Here is an 18,507-nt window from a genome sequence, read left to right on the forward strand (position 1 = left end):
AGGGGCCATGGCTATCGGGCGCGGACCCTGACCGCCAAGCCCTCCGCCGTCAAGCGTCGAGGCCGGTCGCGCTCAGGCCGCGGCCGCGATCTCGGCGCGCGAGGGTACCCGCACCCAGGCCTCACCCTCCAGCACCACCGCGGCATCGACCGCGCATTCGCAGACAAGCCGGGCCCGCTGGCGGGCCGGGATCAACTCGGCCACCTCGACATGGACCCGCACCACGTCGCCGATCTTCACCGGCGCCTTGAAGTTGAGGGTCTGCGACAGATAGACCGCGCCGGGCCCCGGCAGGCGGGTGCCGATCACCGCGGAGATCAGGCTCGCCGTGTAGAGCCCATGGGCGATGCGCTGCCCGAAACGGGTCTTCGCGGCATAGACGTCCGACAGGTGGATAGGATTGTGATCCCCGGAAATATCGGCGAACCCGACCACGTCCTGGTCGGTCACGGTCTTCATCACCAGTTCCGACAGGCCAACGGACAGGTCCTCATAGGCCAGCGAACGGATGGAACGGATCGTCATGGGCGTCTCCTAAGGGGGCGCAACCTTCCGCAGGCCGATGGTGCAATGCAATAGGACAATCTGCGTAATGCCGCCCCTGGGCGCCGGTTCCCGCCGTGCCTGTGGGCACCGACGCCGCGCGCCGTCCACAGGGGCTGGACGGCGAGACGAATCACGGGCGCGCGTTGCATTCTCCCGCCTTGAACAGTCCTCGACGGATCAGCCGCCAGTCCATGAACCGCCCCGGTTCCTTCCTCGTCGCCCTCAGCATGGTCGCCATTGCCGCGTCCGTGGCGGTGCTCGCCTTCACGCTCGGCGGCCTCGACGCGGGGACCGCCGCCGCCGCCGGCTGTGCGCTCCTGCTGGCGCTGGTCATCGGCCATCTCGGCGCGCAGCTCACTGCCGACCGCGCCGCGACGGACCGCCGGCTCGAGGCTCTCACCCGTGCCACCGGCGATCTGGCCCGTGACCTCGGCGACATCGCCGAGCGCATGGACCGCGTCGAGGTGCTGGCGGAGGAGAAGGCCCGCGAGGCGAGCGAGCCGCTCGGCGAGGAGATCCGCGAGCTCGGCGTGCTGGTGAAGCAGTTCGCCGAGACGCTGCAGGTTCACGAGGCGGCGATCATCGCTGCCGGCTCGCCGCAGATGGAGACCTACGCGCAGCCCGTGATGGCGGCTCCCCCGCCGCCTCCCCCGGTCCAGCCGCCGGTGTCCAAGGTCGCTCCGCCGCCGCCGCCGCCCGTCCAGGTGCTGCAGCGCCAGGCCGGCGCCCTGCGGCGTGGGGCCGAGGCGCGCATGTCATCCCCCGATCTTCCGGAGGCGCTGGCCGGCCTTGGACGGGCCGACGCCATCACCATCCTCGACGAGGCCATCACCTCGAAGCGTTACGAGCTCTTCCTGCAGCCGATCGTGACGCTGCCGCAGCGCAAGGTGCGCTTCTACCAGGCCTCAGTCCGCCTTCGGACGGCCGACGGGCGCGTGCTCCTGCCGGAAGACTACCGGGCCCTCGCCGAGGATTCTGGCCTCATGCCCGGCCTCGATACCGAGGTGCTCGGCCGTTGCGTCCAGATCGTCCGCCGGCTCACCGCGCGCAACCGCGACGTCGGCCTCGTCTGCGACCTCTCGGGCTCATCGCTCACCGATGCCGCCTTCGCCACCGACCTTATCGCCTCGCTCGAGGCGTCCCGCGCCATTGCCGGCTCGCTCATGCTCGGCTTCAGCCAGCAGACACTGCGCGACATGAGCGCCCTGGACGTCGAGACCCTGCGCGCCCTCGCCGACAAGGGCTTCCGCTTCGCCATGGATGGTGTGCGCGACCTCGGGATCGAGCCGCGTGACGTGGCCGAAAAGGGCATCCGCCTCATCAAGGTGCCGGCGCCGCTGATGATCGCGCGGGCCGCCGACACCGGCGCCTCCATCCATGTCGCCGATCTTGCTGGGCTCTTTACCCGCTACGGCATGGACCTTGTGGTCGAGGATGTGGAGAGTGAGTCGGTGGTGGTCGACCTGCTCGATTACGAGGTGAAGTTCGCGCAAGGCGCGCTGTTCTCGCCGCCGCGCCCGGTCCGGGCTGAGGTCATGGCCGCCGCCGAGCCGGCCGGTCTCCAGCCGGCGCCCGCCCCGGCCACGGCGCCGCGCCAGCGCACCGAGCCGCGCGTCGATCCGCGGAGCCCCGCTGCCGCCGCGGCTGCACCGCAGACGCTGGGCGCTGCCGTGCTAGCGCAGGGTGCGGTCACCCGCGAGCCGCGCCGGCCCGGAAGCTCCGGCCTGCGCGCCCTCATCCGTGACCGCAGCTGACGATGGCCGCGCCCGGCGCTAGCATTGCGCCATCCGCCGCAGAGGCCGCCGCGACCCGTCCCATGGCCATCCGCCAGCTTTCCGAAGGCATCGCCAACCGCATCGCCGCCGGCGAGGTGATCGAGCGTCCCGCTGCCGCCGTGAAGGAGCTGGTGGAAAACGCCCTCGACGCCGGCGCCACCCGCATCGACGTGATGATCGGCGCCGGAGGCCGGAGGCTGATCCGCGTCGCCGATGACGGCAGCGGCATGGTCAGGGACGACCTCGTCCTCTGCGTCGAGCGCCATGCCACGTCGAAGCTGCAGGACGAGGACCTGCTCGACATCCGCACCCTCGGCTTCCGTGGCGAGGCGTTGCCCTCTATCGGCGCGGTGTCGCGGCTGACCATCACCACCCGCCACGCCGATGAGCCCCATGCCTGGCAGCTCACAGTGGATGCGGGCCTGAAGGGCGAGGCGCGTCCCGCTGCCCTTGCCGCCGGCACCCGCGTCGAGATCGCCGACCTCTTCGCCGCGACCCCCGCGCGCCTCAAGTTCCTGAAGAGCGACCGGGCCGAGGCGGCGGCGGTCGCCGACGTGGTCAAGCGCCTCGCCATGGCCCATCCGACGGTCGCCTTCTCTCTCGCTGACGATGAGGGCACGACCCGCCACTTCCCTGCCCAGGCCTTCGGGGAGGCCGGCCTCCTCGCCCGCATCGGCGACGTGGCCGGCCGCGACTTCGCCCAGAACGCCTTGGCCCTCGACGTCTGGCGTGGCGAGGTCCGGCTCTATGGCTTTGCCGGGCTGCCGACCTTCGGCAAGGCGACGGGGGCGAGCCAGTTCCTCTTCGTCAACGGCCGCCCGATCCGCGACCGGCTGGTGCTTGGTGCCATCCGCGGCGCCTATGGCGACACCATGCCCCGTGACCGGCATCCGGCCGTGTCCCTGTTCCTCGAGCTCGACCCGCGCGAGGTCGACGTCAACGTCCATCCCGCCAAGACGGAGGTGCGCTTCCGCGACCCGGCCCTCGTCCGCGGCCTGATCGTCGCGGCCATCCGCGAGGCTATCGCTGCCGCTTCGCCGACGACCTCCTCCACGCTTGGTGCGGCGACGGTGGCGGCTTTCCGCCCGGCGGCAGCGCGCGCGGGCAGCTATGACTGGCGATCCTCGCCCGCGCGGCCCTTCGTGCCCGGCCTGTCGGACGGCCCTCAGGCAGGTTTTGCCCTCGACCTGCCGCCGGCGGCGGATGCCCGCGCCGCCGAGGCGCCCGCCGCCGAGGACGACCTCGACCGGCCACTCGGTGCGGCGCGCGCCCAGATCCACGGCACCTATATCCTCGCCCAGACGCGCGAAGGCCTCGTCATCGTCGACCAGCACGCCGCACACGAACGGCTCGTCTACGAACGGATGAAGCGGCAGATGGACGTGGCCGGCATCGCCCGGCAGGCGCTCCTCATCCCGGTTGTGGTCGAACTCGACCCGGCCGATGCCTCCCGCCTCGTCGATCGTGCCGACGACCTCGCGCGGTTCGGGCTGGTGGTGGAGGGCTTCGGGCCCGGCGCGGTCGTGGTGCGCGAGACCCCGGCCATGCTCGGCGAGGTCGATGCCGAGGCGCTGGTGCGCGACATTGCCGAACATCTCGCCGAATGGGACAGCGCTGCGCCGCTGGAGACGCGATTGCTGGCGGTTGCCGCGACCATGGCCTGCCACGGCTCGGTCCGCGCCGGGCGGCAGCTTCGCCCCGCCGAGATGAACGCCCTGCTCCGCGAGATGGAGGCAACCCCGGCCTCAGCCCAGTGCAATCACGGCCGGCCGACCTCGGTCGCCCTGTCGCTCGCCGATGTCGAGCGCCTGTTCGGCCGGCGCTAGCGACCGCGCCGCGTCTCCCCCACCACGTCCGCCGGCACCGCCTCCAGCGCGATGGTAACGCGCCGCTTCACCTCGTCCTTCATCGGCTCGCAGGCCGTGAGGATCTCCCGCACCTTCAGGAAATCGAGCACCCGGAACGGATCGACCGGCGGCCGCAGGTGGATGGTCGGCCGGTGTTCGGCGAGGCGCGCGGCGCTCAGCACCTGCATCATCAGCGTCACCGAGCCGAACAGCGCGTCCCAGACATTGGGCACCACCTCGTCGATCTCCAGCGCCAATTCCGAGCCGTGCAGCACATCGACCGCGACAGTGACCGGCGCCGACACCTTGTCTACCGGCACCGGATTGATCGTGCCGCCGTCGATCAGCACGCGGCCGGCATGGCGCACCGGGCTGACAACGCCGGGAATCGCCATGGAGGCGGCGACCGCCGGCAGGAGCGGCCCCGTCGAGAAGGCGACGTCCACCCGCTCGTAGAAATCGGTCGCGACCACGGTGAGCGGCGTCACCAGCTCCGAGAAGTCCTTCGGCACCTGCGCCGGAAACAGAGCGTCGAGCAGCCGCTCCGGATCGACCAGCATGGGATTGGTGATCCCCTGGCGGAACAGGTCGGAGAAGCGGCCGACGCGGGCCGAGAAGATGGCCTTCAGCACGTCCGGCTTCACCTGCATGACGTCGAGCGCATAGGCGCGCATCTCCGCCCCGCTCATCCCCGCGCAGTAGCAGGCGCCGATGATGGCGCCGATGGAGGTGCCGGCAACCTCCCGCGGCCTGAGGCCGAGTTCGTCGAGCGCCTCGATCACCACGATATGGGCGAGGCCCTTGGCGCCGCCGCCCCCGAGGACAAGCGCGAAATCGTGGGGCGGATAGGGTGCGGGGCGGATGACGGCGGTGCTCATGCCCCATCCTACCCTCACCGGCGCGGGACAGGGAGCCACCTGGCCGACTTGCGGTGGCATGGCCGGCGGGCTTTGATCGCAGGCCATTGCTCCGGACGATTCATGACCGACCTGACCCCGACCATCGCCGCCGCCTTTGATCCCGCCCATGCGCCTGCCGATGCGCTGGCGGTCAATGCGGCCATCCTCAAGCGGCTGGAGAACTGGGACAACTGGGCCCATCCGCCCGAGACCATCCGGCAGATGCGTCGCGAAGGCCGCGGCGCCTTTCCCGCGCCGGTCCTCTCGCCCCGGGCGCGGACCATGACCATTGACGGCCCGCATGGGCCTATCGGGCTGAGGATCATCACCCCCGAGGGGCAGGCGAGGGGCGTTTATCTCCACATTCACGGCGGCGGCTGGGTGCTCGGCAGCGTCGACCAGCAGGACCAGTGGCTGGAGCGCTTCGCCGACAGGGCCGGCATGGCCTGCGTCTCCGTCGATTATCGCCTCGCCCCCGAAAATCCCTATCCGCAGGGCCCGGACGACTGCGAGGCGGCAGCGCTGTGGATCGCCCGCGAGGCCAAGGCGCTGTTCGGCACCGATCGCCTCATCATCGGCGGCGAGAGCGCCGGCGCGCACCTCTCGGCCACCACGCTGCTGCGCCTGCGCGACCGGCACGGCGTCATGCCCTTCCGCGCGGCGAACCTTCATGCCGGCTGCTACGACCTCGCGCTGACCCCCTCGGTCCGCCGCTGGGGCACGGACAAGCTGGTGCTCAACACCCGCGACATCCAGATGTTCGTACGCCACTACCTGCTGCACACAGGCGCGGTGACCGACCCCGACGTCTCGCCGCTCCAGGCGGATCTGAAGGGCATGCCGCCGGCCCTCTTCACGGTCGGCTCGCAGGATCCGCTGGTGGACGACACGCTGTTCATGGCGCCGCGCTGGTCCGCCGCCGGCAACAAGGCCGACCTTGGACTTCACGATCAGCCGGTGCTCCAGCACGCGTGCGATGCGCTCGACGATGGACAGGCCGAGGCCGAGCCCGCGGGCGATCTTGGCACCCTGCTCCAGCCGCTGGAACTCCTGGAAGATGATGCGCTGCTTGGCCTGGGGAATGCCGGGTCCGGTGTCGTGCACCTCCAGCGACAGGCGCTTGCCGCGCCGCCGGCAGCCGACCAGGACGCCGCCCTTGCTGGTGTACTTGATGGCGTTGGACACGAGGTTCTGCAGCAGGCGCCGCATCAGCCGCCGGTCGGAATGGATGGCGAGCGAAGTCGGTACGAAGGTCAGCGTCAGGCCCTTCTGCGCCGCCATGGGGGCAAATTCCACCGCCAGCTGGCGGAACAGCTCGTCGAGGCGGAAGCTGGCGATCTCCGGCTTCATCGCTCCCGCATCGAGGCGGGAAATGTCGAGCAGCGCGCCGAGGATCTCCTCCACCGCTTCCAGCGAGGCGTCGATATTGTCGACAAGCCGCCGCTCGTCGCTCTCCCCCTGCCGCTCGACGAGGCTCGTCGTGTAGAGGCGCGCGGCGTTCAGCGGCTGGAGGATGTCGTGGCTCGCCGCGGCGAGGAAGCGTGTCTTCGACAGGTTCGCCTCGTCCGCCTCCTGCTTCGCCTGGGCGAGCTCGCCGTTAAGCCGCATCAGCTCCTCGGTGCGCTCGCGCACGCGCCGCTCCAGCGTCTCGTTGGCCCGCTCCAGTTCCTCGGCCGCCGCCACCGAGGCGGTGACGTCCGTGTAGGTGGTGACGATGCCGCCGTCGGGCAGGCGCGCCGCGCGCACCTCGACCACGAGCCCGAGCATGGCGAGGCGTTCGATCTGCGGCTCCTCGGCGCGCAGCAGGCGATTGGCACGCTCGGCGACCAGCGTATCGATGTCGCCGGGGCCGAACTCTCCGCGCGCGGCCAGCGCCCGCACCACCCGGTCGAAGCCGGCGCCGATATGCAGCGTCTCCGGCGGTAGCGCCAGCACCTCGGCGAAGGGCCGGTTCCACACCATCAGCTTGCCCTCGGCATCGAAGACGCTGACCCCCTGGCGGGCATGTTCGAGGGCCGTCTGAAGCACCTCGCGGTTGTACTGCATGGCGGCATTGGCGTCGTCGAGCAGCTTCAGCGCGTCGGTGGTCGAGACCGAGCGCTTCTTGAGGAGCAGCGACAGGACGAGGCGCGAGGAGGCCGTGCCGATGGCCGAGGCGAGCAGGCGCTCGGAATAGCGCAAGAGGTCGATGTCGGCTTCGGTCTGCGATTCCAGCGGCACGCCCCGCTCGAAGGCGTAACTGGAGAAGGCGGCATCCGTGCGCTCGGCGCCCAAATAGCGTGCCACCGTCGAGCGCACGTCCTCCACCGTCACGGCGCTGCGCCAGAGCCGGAAGCTCGGGGCGTAGTCCGATTGCGGCACCGGCACGAAGAGCTTGGACTGGACGATCTCGATGGCCGAGGGCCGGCGGATCAGCGAGATGGCCACATAGAGCACGACATTGATGGCGAGCGACCAGACGACACCATGGGTGAGCGGCGCCATTTCGCCGAGGCCGAACAGGTGCTGCGGCTTCAGCGCGTCAATGCCGAAGGGGCCGTCCGTTGCGAAGGCCGTGGGCACCGCCCCCGTGGTCGCCAGCATCGGCAGCAGCAGCGTATAGGCCCAGACGAGGAGGCCGGCGCCCATGCCCGCCACGGCGCCGCCGGCATTGCCGCGCCGCCAGAACAGGCCACCGAAGAAGGCCGGCGCAAGCTGCGTCACGGCCGCGAACGACAGGAGGCCAATGGAGGCGAGCTGCGCCTCACCGGCGATGCGGTAGTAGACGTAGGCGGCGAGCATGACCCCGAGGATGATCGTCCGGCGGATCGTCAGGATGGTCTGGCCGAGGTCGCCGCGATCCTCGCTGGAACTCGCGCCGGTCAGCCGCCCGCGCAGGTTCAGCAGCGAGGGGATCACCACGTCGTTGGAGATCATGATCGACAGGGCGATGCTGGCGACGATGACCATGGCGGTGGCGGCGGAGAGGCCGCCGATGAAGGCGACGAGGGTGAGGATCTCGTTGCCGCGCGCCATGGGCAGGGCAACGACGGTCATGTCGCTGTCCACCGTGCCTGGCCCGAACATGAGAAGGCCCGCCACCGCGATGGGCACGACGAAGATGTTGATGAGGACGAGGTAGAGCGGGAACAGCCAGGAGGCGCGGCGGATCTCCGCCTCCGAATGGTTCTCCACCACGCCGACATGGAACATGCGCGGCAGGAGGATGCCGCAGCAGAAGGACAGCATGCTCATCGTCAGGAAGGTCGAGGCGTCCGGCCAGCGCAGCACCGAGGCGACGATGTCCGGCCGCTCGGCGGCGCGGGCGAAGAGGTCGCCGAAGCCGCCGAACATCACGTAGGTCACGTAGAGGCCGACGGCGAGGAAGCAGACGAGCTTGACGATGGACTCCGTCGCGACCGCGAGGATCAGGCCGTCCTGGTGCTCGGTCGCATCGGCGTGGCGGGTGCCGAAGAGCATGGCGAAGGCCGCCATGGACATGGCAACGACCAGCGCGAGGTCGCCGAAGAAGGGCAGCTCCTGCGTGATGTTGACGATGCGCTCGGGGCGCACGGTGGTCATCAGCGACGCCGACACGGCTTTCAGCTGCAGCGCCACATAGGGGATCGTGCCCACCGTGACGATGAGGCAGACCATGGCCGCGACCCACTGGCTCTTGCCGTAGCGGGCGCCGATGAAGTCGGCGATCGAGGTGATGTTCTGGCTCTTGGCGAGCCTCACCACCCGGATGATGAGCGGCCAGAACAGCGCGAAGAGCAGGGCGGGGCCGACATAGATGGCGAGGAAGTCGAAGCCTGAGCGCGAGGCGAGGCCGACCGAGCCGAAGAAGGTCCACGAGGTGCAGTAGACCGCCAGCGACAGCGGATAGATCCAGGTCTGGCTCTGACGGATGGCCTTTTCGCGGGTGCGCCGCCGGTCGCCCCAATAGGCAACGCCGAACAGCGCCCCGAGATAGGCGAGCGCTGTCAGGATGATGACGAAGCCCATGCTCACGGCTGCGAACTCATTGCGTCAGGGCTCCCGCCGGTGCGAGCCGAATTCAACATGGCCGGCACGGACTGTCCACATGACGAAGGGCGGAATGTCGCATCGGCCATTGCCATCACGGACGGGATGCCGGATCGTCCGCCTGCCGCTGCGGCAGGGGTCGCGGCGGCGAGCGATCATGGAGGACAGTGCCCGATGCTCAAGGAATTCCGCGAATTCGCCCTCAAGGGCAATGTCGTCGACCTCGCCGTCGGTGTCATCATCGGTGCCGCCTTCGGCCGCATCGTCGAATCCATCGTCGGCGATCTCTTCATGCCGATCCTCGGGTCGCTCGGCGGCTTCGATTTCACCAACTACTTCCTGGCGCTGAGCAAATCGGTCACCGCCACCAACCTCGCTGACGCGCAGAAGCAGGGCGCCGTCATCGCTTATGGCCGCTTCATCACCATCGCCATCAATTTCATGATCATCGCGGCGGTGATGTTCCTGGTGGTCAAGGGCATGAACCGCCTGAAGCGCCAGGAAGCTGCGGCCCCGGCCGAGGTGAAGCCCAGCGCCGAGGCGACGCTGCTCACCGAGATACGCGATCTCCTGAAGAAGTGAGTTCGGCTCAGGCGAGGCGCAGGAACAGAAGCTGCGTCTCGCCGGCCTCGCGCCGCTCGATGAGGTCGAACCCCTCCGGCGGCGTGACAACGACATCCGCTGCCTCCTCGACCACGACGAGGGCTTGCGGTGCGAACCATCCCCCCGACAGGGCGCTCGCCAGGGCCTTTTCGGCGAGGCCCTTGCGATAGGGCGGATCACAGAAGCCAAGGCTGAACGGGTCGAACGGCGCAACGGCGCCGAGCTTCGTCGCGTCCCGCTTCAACAGGCCGGTGACCCCCGACAGGCCCATCGCGTCGACATTGCCGCGGATCAGGCCACGTGCCTCTGCGCTCTGGTCGACGAAGGCGGCGTAGCTCGCCCCGCGTGACAGCGCCTCGAAGCCAAGCGCGCCAGTCCCCGCGAAGAGGTCGATCACCCGTGCGCCCTCGCAGGGGTCGTCATAGCCATGCGCGAGCACGTTGAAGAGGCTCTCGCGCAGGCGATCCGAGGTCGGGCGGATGCCGTCCGACCTCGGTCCCAGCAGGCTGCGCCCGCGATGTTTGCCGCCGACGATCCGCAAGGCTTAGCGGTCCCGCTTGCCCCCGCCCGGACGGCCGCCCGGCTTGCCGCCGAAGCTCTTGCCACCCGAAGGCTTGCCCCCGAACGACTTGCCACCCCGGCCACCGCCGAAGGACTTGCCACCACCGAAGGACTTGCCGCCGTCGCGATCACCGAAGGAGCGCTCGCCGCGGCCACCGCCGAAGCTCTTGCCGCCGCCGAACGACTTGCCGCCCGAGGGGCGGTCGCCGAACGAGCGCTCGCCACGATCGCCGCCGAAGGACTTGCCGCCGCCGAAGCTCTTGCCACGCGGCCTGTCGCCCTCGGGACGCTCGCCGCGCGGCTTGAAGTCCCGGCCACCGCCGCGATCCTCGCGCTCGGCCCAGGGCTTCACGTCGCCGCGCGGGGCGGCGTCGCGATCCCGGAACGGCCGGTCGCCAGAGGAGCGCTCGCCTCTTGGCTTGAAGTCCCGGCGCGGAGCCTCGCCGTCGCGATCGCGGAACGGCCGGTCGCCACGGGGCTTGAAGTCGCGACCACCGCCACGCTCGTCGCCGTCGCGGTTGCCGAAGGGACGGTCACCGCGGGGTTTGAAGTCGCGGCGCGGGGCATCGCCGTCGCGGTTGCCGAAGGGACGGTCGCCGCGGGGCTTGAAGTCGCCGCGGGGTGCATCGCCGTCACGATCGCGGAAGGGGCGGTCGCCAAAGGAGCGCTCGCCTCTTGGCTTGAAATCGCGGCGCGGTGCGTCGCCGTCACGGTCGCGGGACGGCCGGTCGCCAAAGGAGCGCTCGCCTCTCGGCTTGAAGTCGCCGCGCGGAGCCTCGTCGCGGCTGCGGACCGGACGATCCTCGGCCTGACGGGCCTGGCGGCTCTCGAAACGCTCCTGCCGTTCGGCGGCCGGGCCGTCGCCGCCCATCTTCTCCACCCGCACGCGCCGTCCGCGAGAATCGGTCACCGGCGCGCCACGCTTGAAATCGCGCTCGCCGCCTTCCTCGCCGCCGCGGCCGCCCTTGTAGGCCGGCCGCGCCTTGTGGCGCGGGCCGAAATCGGTGGCCTCGCCGTCGCGCCAGACGCGCGGACGGTTGCCGAAGCGGTGCTCCGGCGTCTTGCCGCCACGCTCGCCCTCGTCACGGTCACGCCCGAAGCGGCTGGGGCCCCGGTCGTCGCGGTCGCGGCCGAAGCGGTTGCCGCCACGGTCGTCGCGATCCCGGCCGAAGCGGCCACCGCGATCCTCGTCACGGCCGAAGCGCGAGCCGCGCTCCTCGCGATCGCCGAACCTGCCACCACGGCCCTCGCTGCGACCCTCGGGACGACCCTTGCGGCCGCGCTCCTCGCGCTCGCCGATCTTCTCGAAGACCGGGCGGTCGAACTCGACGCCGGCGAGCTCGGACAGCTCTTCGCCGAGCTGGTCCCGCAGCACGCGGGTGCGCACCTCGTCGACCTCACCCTCGGGCAGCTCGCCCAGCTGGAAGGGGCCGAAGGAGACGCGGATGAGGCGGTTCACATCGAGGCCGATGGCGCCCAGGACGTTCTTGACCTCGCGGTTCTTGCCCTCGCGCAGCGAGAGGGTGAGCCAGGTATTGGCGCCCTGCACGCGGTCGAGCTCGGCCTCGATCGGGCCATAGGCAATGCCATCGACCTCGATGCCGTTGCGCAGCTCGTTGAGGGTCGCCTGGTCGACGCTGCCATGGGCGCGCACGCGGTAGCGGCGCAGCCAGCCGGTGGCCGGCAGGGCGAGGACGCGGGCAAGGCCGCCGTCATTGGTGAGGAGCAGGAGGCCCTCGGTGTTGATGTCGAGCCGGCCAACGGTCACCACGCGCGGCAGGTCCTCCGGCAGGTTCTCGAAGATGGTCGGGCGGCCTTCCGGGTCGCTGTTGGTCGTCACCAGGCCCGAGGGCTTGTGGTAGAGCCACAGGCGGGTGCGCTCGCGCTCCGGCAGGCGCTCGCCATCGACCATGATGCGGTCGCTTTCGGTGACATTCACCGCCGGGGAGGTGAGCACGGTGCCGTTGACGCTGACGCGGCCGGCCTCGATCCACTCCTCCGCCTCGCGGCGCGAGCAGAGCCCGGCGCGTGCGAGGACGCGGGCGATCCGCTCCTCACCGCGGTTCACCGGCTCGAAGGAACGGTCGCGCTCGCGCGGCACGCTGTTGCGGTCGCGGGTGGCACGGCCCTCGTAGCCACGCTCGGGACGATCGCCGCGGCGCGGCGCATCGCCGTCGCGGCTGCGCTCGGCCTTCGGCTTCTTCTCGATGCCGGCCTCGCGGGCGAGGGCCTTCACCACCGGATCCTCATCGATGTCGTCGAGGAAGTCCGGCACGTCGCCGGGAACATCGATCGGCTCATAGGTGGAGGCGACGCGCGCCTTGCCCTTCCGGGCAGGCTTCTCGGCGCTCTCGGCCGGAGCCTCGGCGGCGGCTTCAACGGCGACCGGCGCGGCGGCGACAGGCTCGGCCACCTTGCGGGGCTTGCCCTTGCGCGCCGGCACCGCGGCTTCCACCGCGACGGGCTCGGCAGCGACCGGCTCCGCGTCCTTCACCTTGCCGCGCTTCGGAGCGGCGGCGGTCTGGGTCTTCGTAGAGGCCTTCGTCTTGGCGGCAGGCTTGGCGGCGGCCGGTTGGGCCTCGACGGCCTTGGCAGGCGCCTTGGCCTTGGCCGGCGCCTTGGTCGCGGTCGCAGCGGGCTCGGCCTTCACGGCGGCGGCCTTCTTCGGCGCGGCGGCCTTGGGCGAAGCGGCCTTGGGCGCAGCAGCCTTGGGCTCGGCCTTCTTGGGCTCGGCTTTGGCCTTCGCGGCTTTCGCCGGGGCCTTCTCGGCCGTCTTGGAAATCTGGGTGGAGGTCTTTGCAGAGGTCTTTGCAGAGGTCTTGGGAGCGGTCTTGGCCGGGCTCTTGGTCACGGCGTCGGAATCGGTCTCCGTCGTCCGGCTGGTGGCCGGGCGGGCATCGTCGCGCTTGCGGGGCATGGTGGTCTCGTGGGATCGAAGTGTCGCGGCGCCGTCCGGCGTGCGCGGCCGGGCTCCCCGGCAGGAATGCGGCGATCTAGCACGAACGGACGGGAATGGCGAGAGAGGGCGATTCGGGGGCGGAAAGGCCGATGGATCTCGCCATGGCCGAGGCCCGCGCCGCCGCGGCGCGCGGCGAGGTGCCGGTCGGCGCGGTGATCGTCCGCGACGGCGCCGTCATCGCCCGCGCCGGCAACCGCACGCTCGCCGACCGCGACCCGACCGCCCATGCCGAGATCTTGGCGATCCGCGCCGCCTGCGCGGCACTCGGCTCGGAGCGGCTGCCCGGCTGCGATCTCTACGTCACGCTCGAGCCCTGTCCGATGTGCGCCGGCGCCATCGCTTTTGCCCGCATCCGCCGTCTCTATTTCGGCGCCGCCGACCCCAAGGGCGGGGCCGTCGAGAACGGCGTGCGCCTCTATGGCGACCCCACCTGCCACCACCGCCCCGAGGTCTATGGCGGGTTGCAGGAGAGCGCGTCTGCCGAGTTGCTGCGTGACTTCTTCCGCGAGCGCCGCTGAGCCTCAGTCCGGCCGGCCGCCCCTGCGGGTGTCGCGCGCGATCATGCGCGTCAGCAGGATCACCGGCACGATGCCGATGGCGACGATGACCAGCGCCCCGGTCGACGCCTGGGCGAGGCGCTCGTCGGCGGCCAGATTGTAGACGCGGATAGCCAGCGTATCGAAATTGAAGGGCCGGACGATGATCGTCGCCGGCAGCTCCTTCAGCACGTCGACGAAGACCAGCAGCGCCGCCGTCAGCAGCGAGCGCCGCAGCAGCGGCGCATGGATGGCGACGGCCACCTTGCCGGCGCTGGCGCCGAGGGTGCGCGCCGCCGCGTCCAGCGAGCCGGGGATCTTGTGGAGGCCGGATTCCACCGGCCCGGTCGCGACCGCGAGGAAGCGCACGAGATAGGCATAGAGCAGCGCGATGGCCGTCCCCGACAGGAGGAGGCCGGTGCCCTGTCCGAAAGTGGCGCGGGTCCAGGCGTCGAGGCCGTGATCCGCCGCCCCCAGCGCCGCGAGGATGCCGACCGCGATCACCGTGCCCGGCACCGCATAGCCGATGCTGGCGACGCGCAGCGCGGCGGTGGTCGCGGCGCCCGGCGCGAGGCGCCCGGCATAGGCAACGAGCGTCGCGGCCGTCACCACGATCAGCGCGGCCCCGCCGGCGAGCAGGAAGGAGTTGCGGGCGAAGGTCAGGAACCGCTCGCTGAAGAACGGGTCGCCGCCGTCGCCATGCAGGCGGATGAGGGCGATCACCGGCAGCACGAAGCCGAGCAACACCGGCAGTGCGCAGGCGAGGAAGGCGGCGGCCGCCTTCGGGCGGGAGAGCTGGAGCGGGGCCAACGTCCGGTGACGCCGTCCGCCGCCGCCGAACCGCCGGCCGCGGCGGGCGAGGAACTCCATCACCACCAGCACCAGAACGAAGGCGAGAAGACCGGTCGCAAGCTGGCTCGCTGCGACCCGGTCGCCGAGCCCGAACCAGGTCCGGTAGATGGTGGTGGTGAAGGTGGTGACGCCGAAATATTGCACCGTGCCGAAATCGGCGAGCGCCTCCATCAGCGCCAGCGCGACGCCCGCGGCGATGGCCGGGCGCGCCATGGGCAGCCCGACGCGCAGGCACGCGGCCCAGGGGTTGGCCCCGAGCGTCCGCGCTGCCTCGAGCACGCAGGTCGACTGGTCGAGGAAGGCGGCGCGGGCGAGGATATAGACGTAAGGGTAGAGCACCAGGGTCAGCATCAGGCTCACCCCCGGCAGGTTGTGGATGTCCGGGAACCAGTAGTCGGCCCGGCTCCAGCCGAAGAGCGCGCGCAGGCTCCCCTGCACCGGCCCCGCGAAGGCCAGCGCGTCGGTATAGGCGTAGCCGATGATGTAGGCCGGCATGGCCAGCGGCAGCAGCAGCATCCATTCGAGCTGCCGCGAGCCGGGAAAGCGGCAGAGGGTGACCAGCCAGGCCGTGCCGACGCCGATCAGCGCCGTGCCGGCGCCGACCATGACCATGAGCCCCAGCGTGTTGAGGACGATCTCGCCGAGCACGGTCTGGAGGAGATGGGTCAGCGCGCCCTCGCCCCGCTGCAGCACGCTCGTCGCCACCGCCAGGATCGGCACACTGACGAGCGCCGCCACGGCCATCGCCCCTGCCAGCAACGCACGACGCCCGGCCGAGGTGGCCGGGCGCATGCGGGCGGTGATGGGGGCGGAGAGGGCGGTGTCGGTCAATCCGTCACTTCCAGCCGGCGCGGTCCATGATCTTCAGCGCCTCGGCATTGTTGCGGGCGAAGACGCGGGCATTGAGCGGATCCACCTTGAAAGTCCCCCAGGCCGCGACATGCGGCGGCGGCTCGACGCCGGCCACAACCGGATATTCGTGATTGCCGAAGGCAAAATAGCGCTGCGCCGACGGCGTGGCCAGATATTCCAGGAAGGCTCTGGCCGAATCAAGGTTCTTCGCGTGGCGGGCGATGCCGGCGGCCGAGATGTTGACGTGGGTTCCGCGGTCCCCCTGGTTCGGGAAGACGATCCGCAGCTTTTCGACGACCGCACGGTCCTCGGGCCGGTTGGAAACGGTCAGGCGGCCAAAATAGTAGGTGTTCGACACCGCGATATCGCCCTCGCCGGCTGCGGCCGCCCGGAGCTGGTCGGTGTCACCGCCGCGCGGCGGACGGGCGAGGTTGGCGACGATGCCGCGGGCCCATTCCTCGGTCTTCTCCGGGCCGAGCGCCGCCAGCATCGCGCCGGTCATCGACTGGCTATAGACGTTGGTGGACGAGCGGGTCAGCACCTTGCCCTTCCACTTCGGGTCGGCGAGGTCCTCGTAGCTGCGGATCGCGCCTTCCGGAACCTTGTCCTTGGCTACGAAGATGACGCGGGCACGGGTGGAGAAGCCGAACCAGTGGCCGTCGGGGTCGCGCAGGTTGGCGGGGATGCGGCTGGCCAGCGCCTCGGAGGCGAAGGGCTGAAGCAGGCCGAGCGAGGAGGCCCGCTCGATCCGGCCGGCATCCACGGTGATCAGCACGTCAGCGGGGGAGTTGGCGCCCTCGCTCTGCATGCGGGCGAGCAGCGGGTCCTCGCCGGCCTCGACGCGGTTGATGGTGATGCCGGTCTGCTTGGTGAAATCGGAATAGAGCGCCTCGTCGGTGTCGTAATGGCGCGAGGAATAGAGGTTCAGCGTCCGCGTCTGCGCGCGAAGCAAGGCCGGAGAGGCGACGAGAAGGGCGGCACCACCGAGCAGGGTGCGGCGGGTGGGGGCGAGGGTCATGGCGGTCTCCGGGGGAGCTGCGGGCTGGACGGGCGCGTTCGCCGCATCCGAAACGTGATGCCGGGCAATCTACAGTTCCATCACAGAGCGGCAAGATGGTGCCAAAACATTGGAACAACTCCAAAGTCCTGTTTGGAACGGCTCTAGGCGGACCGCATTGTTGCTTTGGCGGATCAACTTAAGGGGCCCCGACGATGGCCATACGGGCAGGCCGACACCGGCGCCCGGAGCAGGTCAGCCCTGCGACCGATTTTCGCAGGCTCCGCTCAGCCGCGTTCCTGCACCGCGAAGGCGCCGCTGCAGGCGATGAAGTGATCGGTGCGGAACTGTCGGTCGGCGCGGCCATAGCCAAGCGGCGCGCCGTCGGGCCGGGTCATGGCGCCACCGGCCGCTTCCAGCACCGCATGGGCAGCGGCGATGTCCCATTCGCTGATCGACGCGAAACGGACACTGACATCCGCATCGCCCTCGGCGATCAGCGTGTACTTCAAGGACGATCCGACGGCCCGGCGCTCGGTAATGCCACGCGCCGCATAATAGGCCTCGCTGGCGGCATCGGGATGCGACCGGCTGACCAGCGCGGTGGCACCTGCCGCTGGCAGGTCTCGCGTGCGGATGGGACGGCGGTCGCGGGCCGATGCGACCGTCTCGCCGGAGCCGAGCGACATGGCCTCCGCGCCGAGCGGCGAGCCGATCCACAGCCGGTCCAGCGCCGGCGCCTGGACCACGCCCACGACGGGCCTGCCGGCGACGATGATCCCGATATTCACCGTGAACTCGCCGTTCTGCGACAGGAACTCGCGGGTCCCGTCCATCGGGTCCACGGCGACGAAGACCTCCGTCGAGGCAGGCCAGCGGCCGGCCGCGGCCGATTCCTCGGCCAGCACCGGTACGCCCGGCAGGAGGTTTGCCAGCCCCGCGAGGATCTCCTCCTCCGCATCGTGGTCGGCCGCTGTCACCGGCGAGCCGTCGCCCTTCACCGTGGCCTCGCAGCCGTAATGGCTCATGATCCGCGCGCCTGCCCGGCTCGCCAGCGAGGCAAGCGCGTCGAGGAGGGCCGGGTTGGCGAAATCGCGACTCATGTTGCCTGACTAGGCCATCGCCGGCCGGGAAGGAAGCGTACCGACCTCGCGCAGGGTGTGAACGAAGTCTTAACCCCGTTTCTTGGCGAGAAGTTCACCCGGCTGGGCGATGATGAACGCCTCGTTAGGGACTTCCCGCGATTTTTCGGAAAATGCCGATGAGTGTTGCGTTCGGCACACAGAGCCCCGGTCGCCGGGCGCTGACGTGGTTTGGCCTCGCCGCGGTCGTGCTGTCGATCGCCGCCTGCGGCCGCTATGCCTATGAGCGCCGCGAGCAGTGGCGCTCCGACCTCGAAAGCCGCTGCATGGCATCCGGCGCCGTGCAGATGAGCCGCTACGTCCAGCGTACCAACGCCATCAACGGCCCGGGCACCTGCGGCATGGACTATCCGCTGCGCGTCGCCGCCCAGGCCCGCGGCCAGGTCTCCTATGACCGGCCGCAGACCCTGGCCTGCCAGATGATCCCCACCGTGGACCGCTGGATCGACAACGTCGTCCAGCCCGCGGCCCAGCGCTGGTTCGGTGCCGCCGTGGTCGAGGTGAAGGCCGGCTCCTATTCCTGCCGCGGCATCCGCGGCGGCCGGTCCGGCCGCATGTCGGAACACGCCTTCGGCAATGCCCTCGACGTCTTCGCCTTCGTGCTGAACAGCGGCCACACCGTCGTGGTGCGCCAGCATTGGCGCGGCGAGACCGCCGAATCCGGCTTCCTGCGCGAGATCTTCGTGCGCGCCTGCGATCATTTCACCACCGTGCTCGGCCCGGGCTCCGACGCCTTCCACTACGACCATTTCCACCTCGACCTCGCCCGCCACGACCCGCGCTGGACGCGCCGCGTCTGCCGGCCGCGGCCGGAGACGGTGCAGATGCTGCAACCCGGCTCGCCCACCGGCGGCTTCGGCTGGGGCTTCGGGCGCCAGGGCAGCGTCATGCGCTGACGCCGCGACCCCGCGCGCCTTCCGCCCGGGGGTC

At 70.5% G+C, this 18,507-nt stretch carries 12 protein-coding genes and 2 pseudogenes; 6 read left to right on the top strand and 8 right to left on the bottom strand.

Going from position 1 to position 18,507, the window contains the following annotated elements; translation table 11 throughout:
• Positions 1–72: 72 nt before the first annotated feature.
• Positions 73–525, bottom strand: a complete 453-nt coding sequence (locus O9344_RS00585) for a MaoC family dehydratase (protein WP_273512520.1) — start codon at positions 523–525, stop codon at positions 73–75.
• Between the two features lie 212 nt (positions 526–737).
• Between O9344_RS00585 and O9344_RS00590 the strand changes: the two genes are divergently transcribed.
• Both O9344_RS00590 and mutL read left to right on the top strand, forming a co-directional pair.
• Positions 738–2,300, top strand: a complete 1,563-nt coding sequence (locus O9344_RS00590) for an EAL domain-containing protein (RefSeq protein ID WP_298471540.1) — start codon at positions 738–740, stop codon at positions 2,298–2,300.
• A 62-nt stretch (positions 2,301–2,362) separates the two neighbouring features.
• Positions 2,363–4,147, top strand: a complete 1,785-nt coding sequence (gene mutL, locus O9344_RS00595) for a DNA mismatch repair endonuclease MutL (RefSeq protein ID WP_298471543.1) — start codon at positions 2,363–2,365, stop codon at positions 4,145–4,147.
• Here the strand turns inward: mutL and O9344_RS00600 are convergent.
• The gene (locus tag O9344_RS00600) at positions 4,144–5,370 is read right to left on the bottom strand and encodes a patatin-like phospholipase family protein (RefSeq protein ID WP_363321895.1); all 1,227 of its coding nucleotides are present in this window, start codon (positions 5,368–5,370) and stop codon (positions 4,144–4,146) included. The two genes, mutL and O9344_RS00600, sit on opposite strands and share 4 nt — an antisense overlap.
• Here O9344_RS00600 and O9344_RS00605 point away from each other — a divergent pair.
• Positions 5,350–5,946 (top strand): annotated as a pseudogene (locus O9344_RS00605) (alpha/beta hydrolase); the annotation flags it as partial. The gene O9344_RS00600 and the pseudogene O9344_RS00605 sit on opposite strands and share 21 nt — an antisense overlap.
• Positions 5,947–6,060: 114 nt before the next feature.
• Here the strand turns inward: O9344_RS00605 and O9344_RS20110 are convergent.
• A pseudogene (locus O9344_RS20110) lies at positions 6,061–9,054 on the bottom strand (PAS-domain containing protein); the annotation flags it as partial.
• A gap of 195 nt (positions 9,055–9,249) precedes the next feature.
• On the opposite strand from O9344_RS20110, the gene mscL reads away from it, so the two are divergent.
• On the top strand, positions 9,250–9,657 hold the full coding sequence (mscL, locus tag O9344_RS00615) for a large conductance mechanosensitive channel protein MscL (protein WP_298471545.1): 408 nt from the start codon (positions 9,250–9,252) through the stop codon (positions 9,655–9,657).
• Between the two features lie 7 nt (positions 9,658–9,664).
• Here mscL and rsmD read toward each other — a convergent pair whose 3' ends face one another.
• A complete protein-coding gene (gene rsmD / locus O9344_RS00620; RefSeq protein WP_298471548.1) occupies positions 9,665–10,219 on the bottom strand; it encodes a 16S rRNA (guanine(966)-N(2))-methyltransferase RsmD in 555 nt (184 codons plus the stop codon).
• A 3-nt stretch (positions 10,220–10,222) separates the two neighbouring features.
• On the bottom strand, positions 10,223–13,156 hold the full coding sequence (locus O9344_RS00625) for a pseudouridine synthase (protein ID WP_298471551.1): 2,934 nt from the start codon (positions 13,154–13,156) through the stop codon (positions 10,223–10,225).
• Positions 13,157–13,287: 131 nt separating this feature from the next.
• Between O9344_RS00625 and O9344_RS00630 the strand changes: the two genes are divergently transcribed.
• Positions 13,288–13,716: a nucleoside deaminase gene (locus O9344_RS00630; RefSeq protein WP_298471554.1), complete on the top strand. Its 429-nt coding sequence runs from the start codon at positions 13,288–13,290 to the stop codon at positions 13,714–13,716.
• A gap of 3 nt (positions 13,717–13,719) precedes the next feature.
• On the opposite strand, the gene O9344_RS00635 is transcribed toward O9344_RS00630, so the two are convergent.
• The 3 genes from O9344_RS00635 to O9344_RS00645 all read right to left on the bottom strand — a co-directional run bounded on the left by O9344_RS00635 (position 13,720) and on the right by O9344_RS00645 (position 17,538).
• Positions 13,720–15,417 carry an iron ABC transporter permease gene (locus O9344_RS00635; RefSeq protein WP_298471557.1) on the bottom strand — a complete coding sequence of 566 codons (1,698 nt, stop codon included), beginning with the start codon at positions 15,415–15,417 and terminating at the stop codon, positions 13,720–13,722.
• 4 nt (positions 15,418–15,421) lie between these two features.
• Positions 15,422–16,456 carry a Fe(3+) ABC transporter substrate-binding protein gene (locus tag O9344_RS00640; protein WP_298471559.1) on the bottom strand — a complete coding sequence of 345 codons (1,035 nt, stop codon included), beginning with the start codon at positions 16,454–16,456 and terminating at the stop codon, positions 15,422–15,424.
• 266 nt (positions 16,457–16,722) lie between these two features.
• Positions 16,723–17,538, bottom strand: coding sequence for a 3'(2'),5'-bisphosphate nucleotidase CysQ (locus tag O9344_RS00645; RefSeq protein ID WP_298471561.1), 816 nt, complete (start codon positions 17,536–17,538; stop codon positions 16,723–16,725).
• A gap of 158 nt (positions 17,539–17,696) precedes the next feature.
• Here O9344_RS00645 and O9344_RS00650 point away from each other — a divergent pair, with 158 nt between their 5' ends.
• Positions 17,697–18,473 carry an extensin family protein gene (locus O9344_RS00650; RefSeq protein ID WP_298471564.1) on the top strand — a complete coding sequence of 259 codons (777 nt, stop codon included), beginning with the start codon at positions 17,697–17,699 and terminating at the stop codon, positions 18,471–18,473.
• Positions 18,474–18,507: the final 34 nt, after the last annotated feature.

Source organism: Phreatobacter sp. (genome assembly GCF_027532945.1).
Classification (GTDB): Bacteria; Pseudomonadota; Alphaproteobacteria; order Rhizobiales; family Phreatobacteraceae; genus Phreatobacter.

Coding starts and splice junctions, on each gene's coding strand:
- O9344_RS00585 (WP_273512520.1), bottom strand. CDS start 525: ATGACGATCCGTTCCATCCGTTCGCTGGCCTATGAGGACCTGTCCGTT.
- O9344_RS00590 (WP_298471540.1), top strand. CDS start 738: ATGAACCGCCCCGGTTCCTTCCTCGTCGCCCTCAGCATGGTCGCCATT.
- mutL (WP_298471543.1), top strand. CDS start 2,363: ATGGCCATCCGCCAGCTTTCCGAAGGCATCGCCAACCGCATCGCCGCC.
- O9344_RS00600 (WP_363321895.1), bottom strand. CDS start 5,370: ATGCGGGCCGTCAATGGTCATGGTCCGCGCCCGGGGCGAGAGGACCGG.
- mscL (WP_298471545.1), top strand. CDS start 9,250: ATGCTCAAGGAATTCCGCGAATTCGCCCTCAAGGGCAATGTCGTCGAC.
- O9344_RS00625 (WP_298471551.1), bottom strand. CDS start 13,156: ATGCCCCGCAAGCGCGACGATGCCCGCCCGGCCACCAGCCGGACGACG.
- O9344_RS00630 (WP_298471554.1), top strand. CDS start 13,288: ATGGATCTCGCCATGGCCGAGGCCCGCGCCGCCGCGGCGCGCGGCGAG.
- O9344_RS00640 (WP_298471559.1), bottom strand. CDS start 16,456: ATGACCCTCGCCCCCACCCGCCGCACCCTGCTCGGTGGTGCCGCCCTT.
- O9344_RS00645 (WP_298471561.1), bottom strand. CDS start 17,538: ATGAGTCGCGATTTCGCCAACCCGGCCCTCCTCGACGCGCTTGCCTCG.
- O9344_RS00650 (WP_298471564.1), top strand. CDS start 17,697: ATGAGTGTTGCGTTCGGCACACAGAGCCCCGGTCGCCGGGCGCTGACG.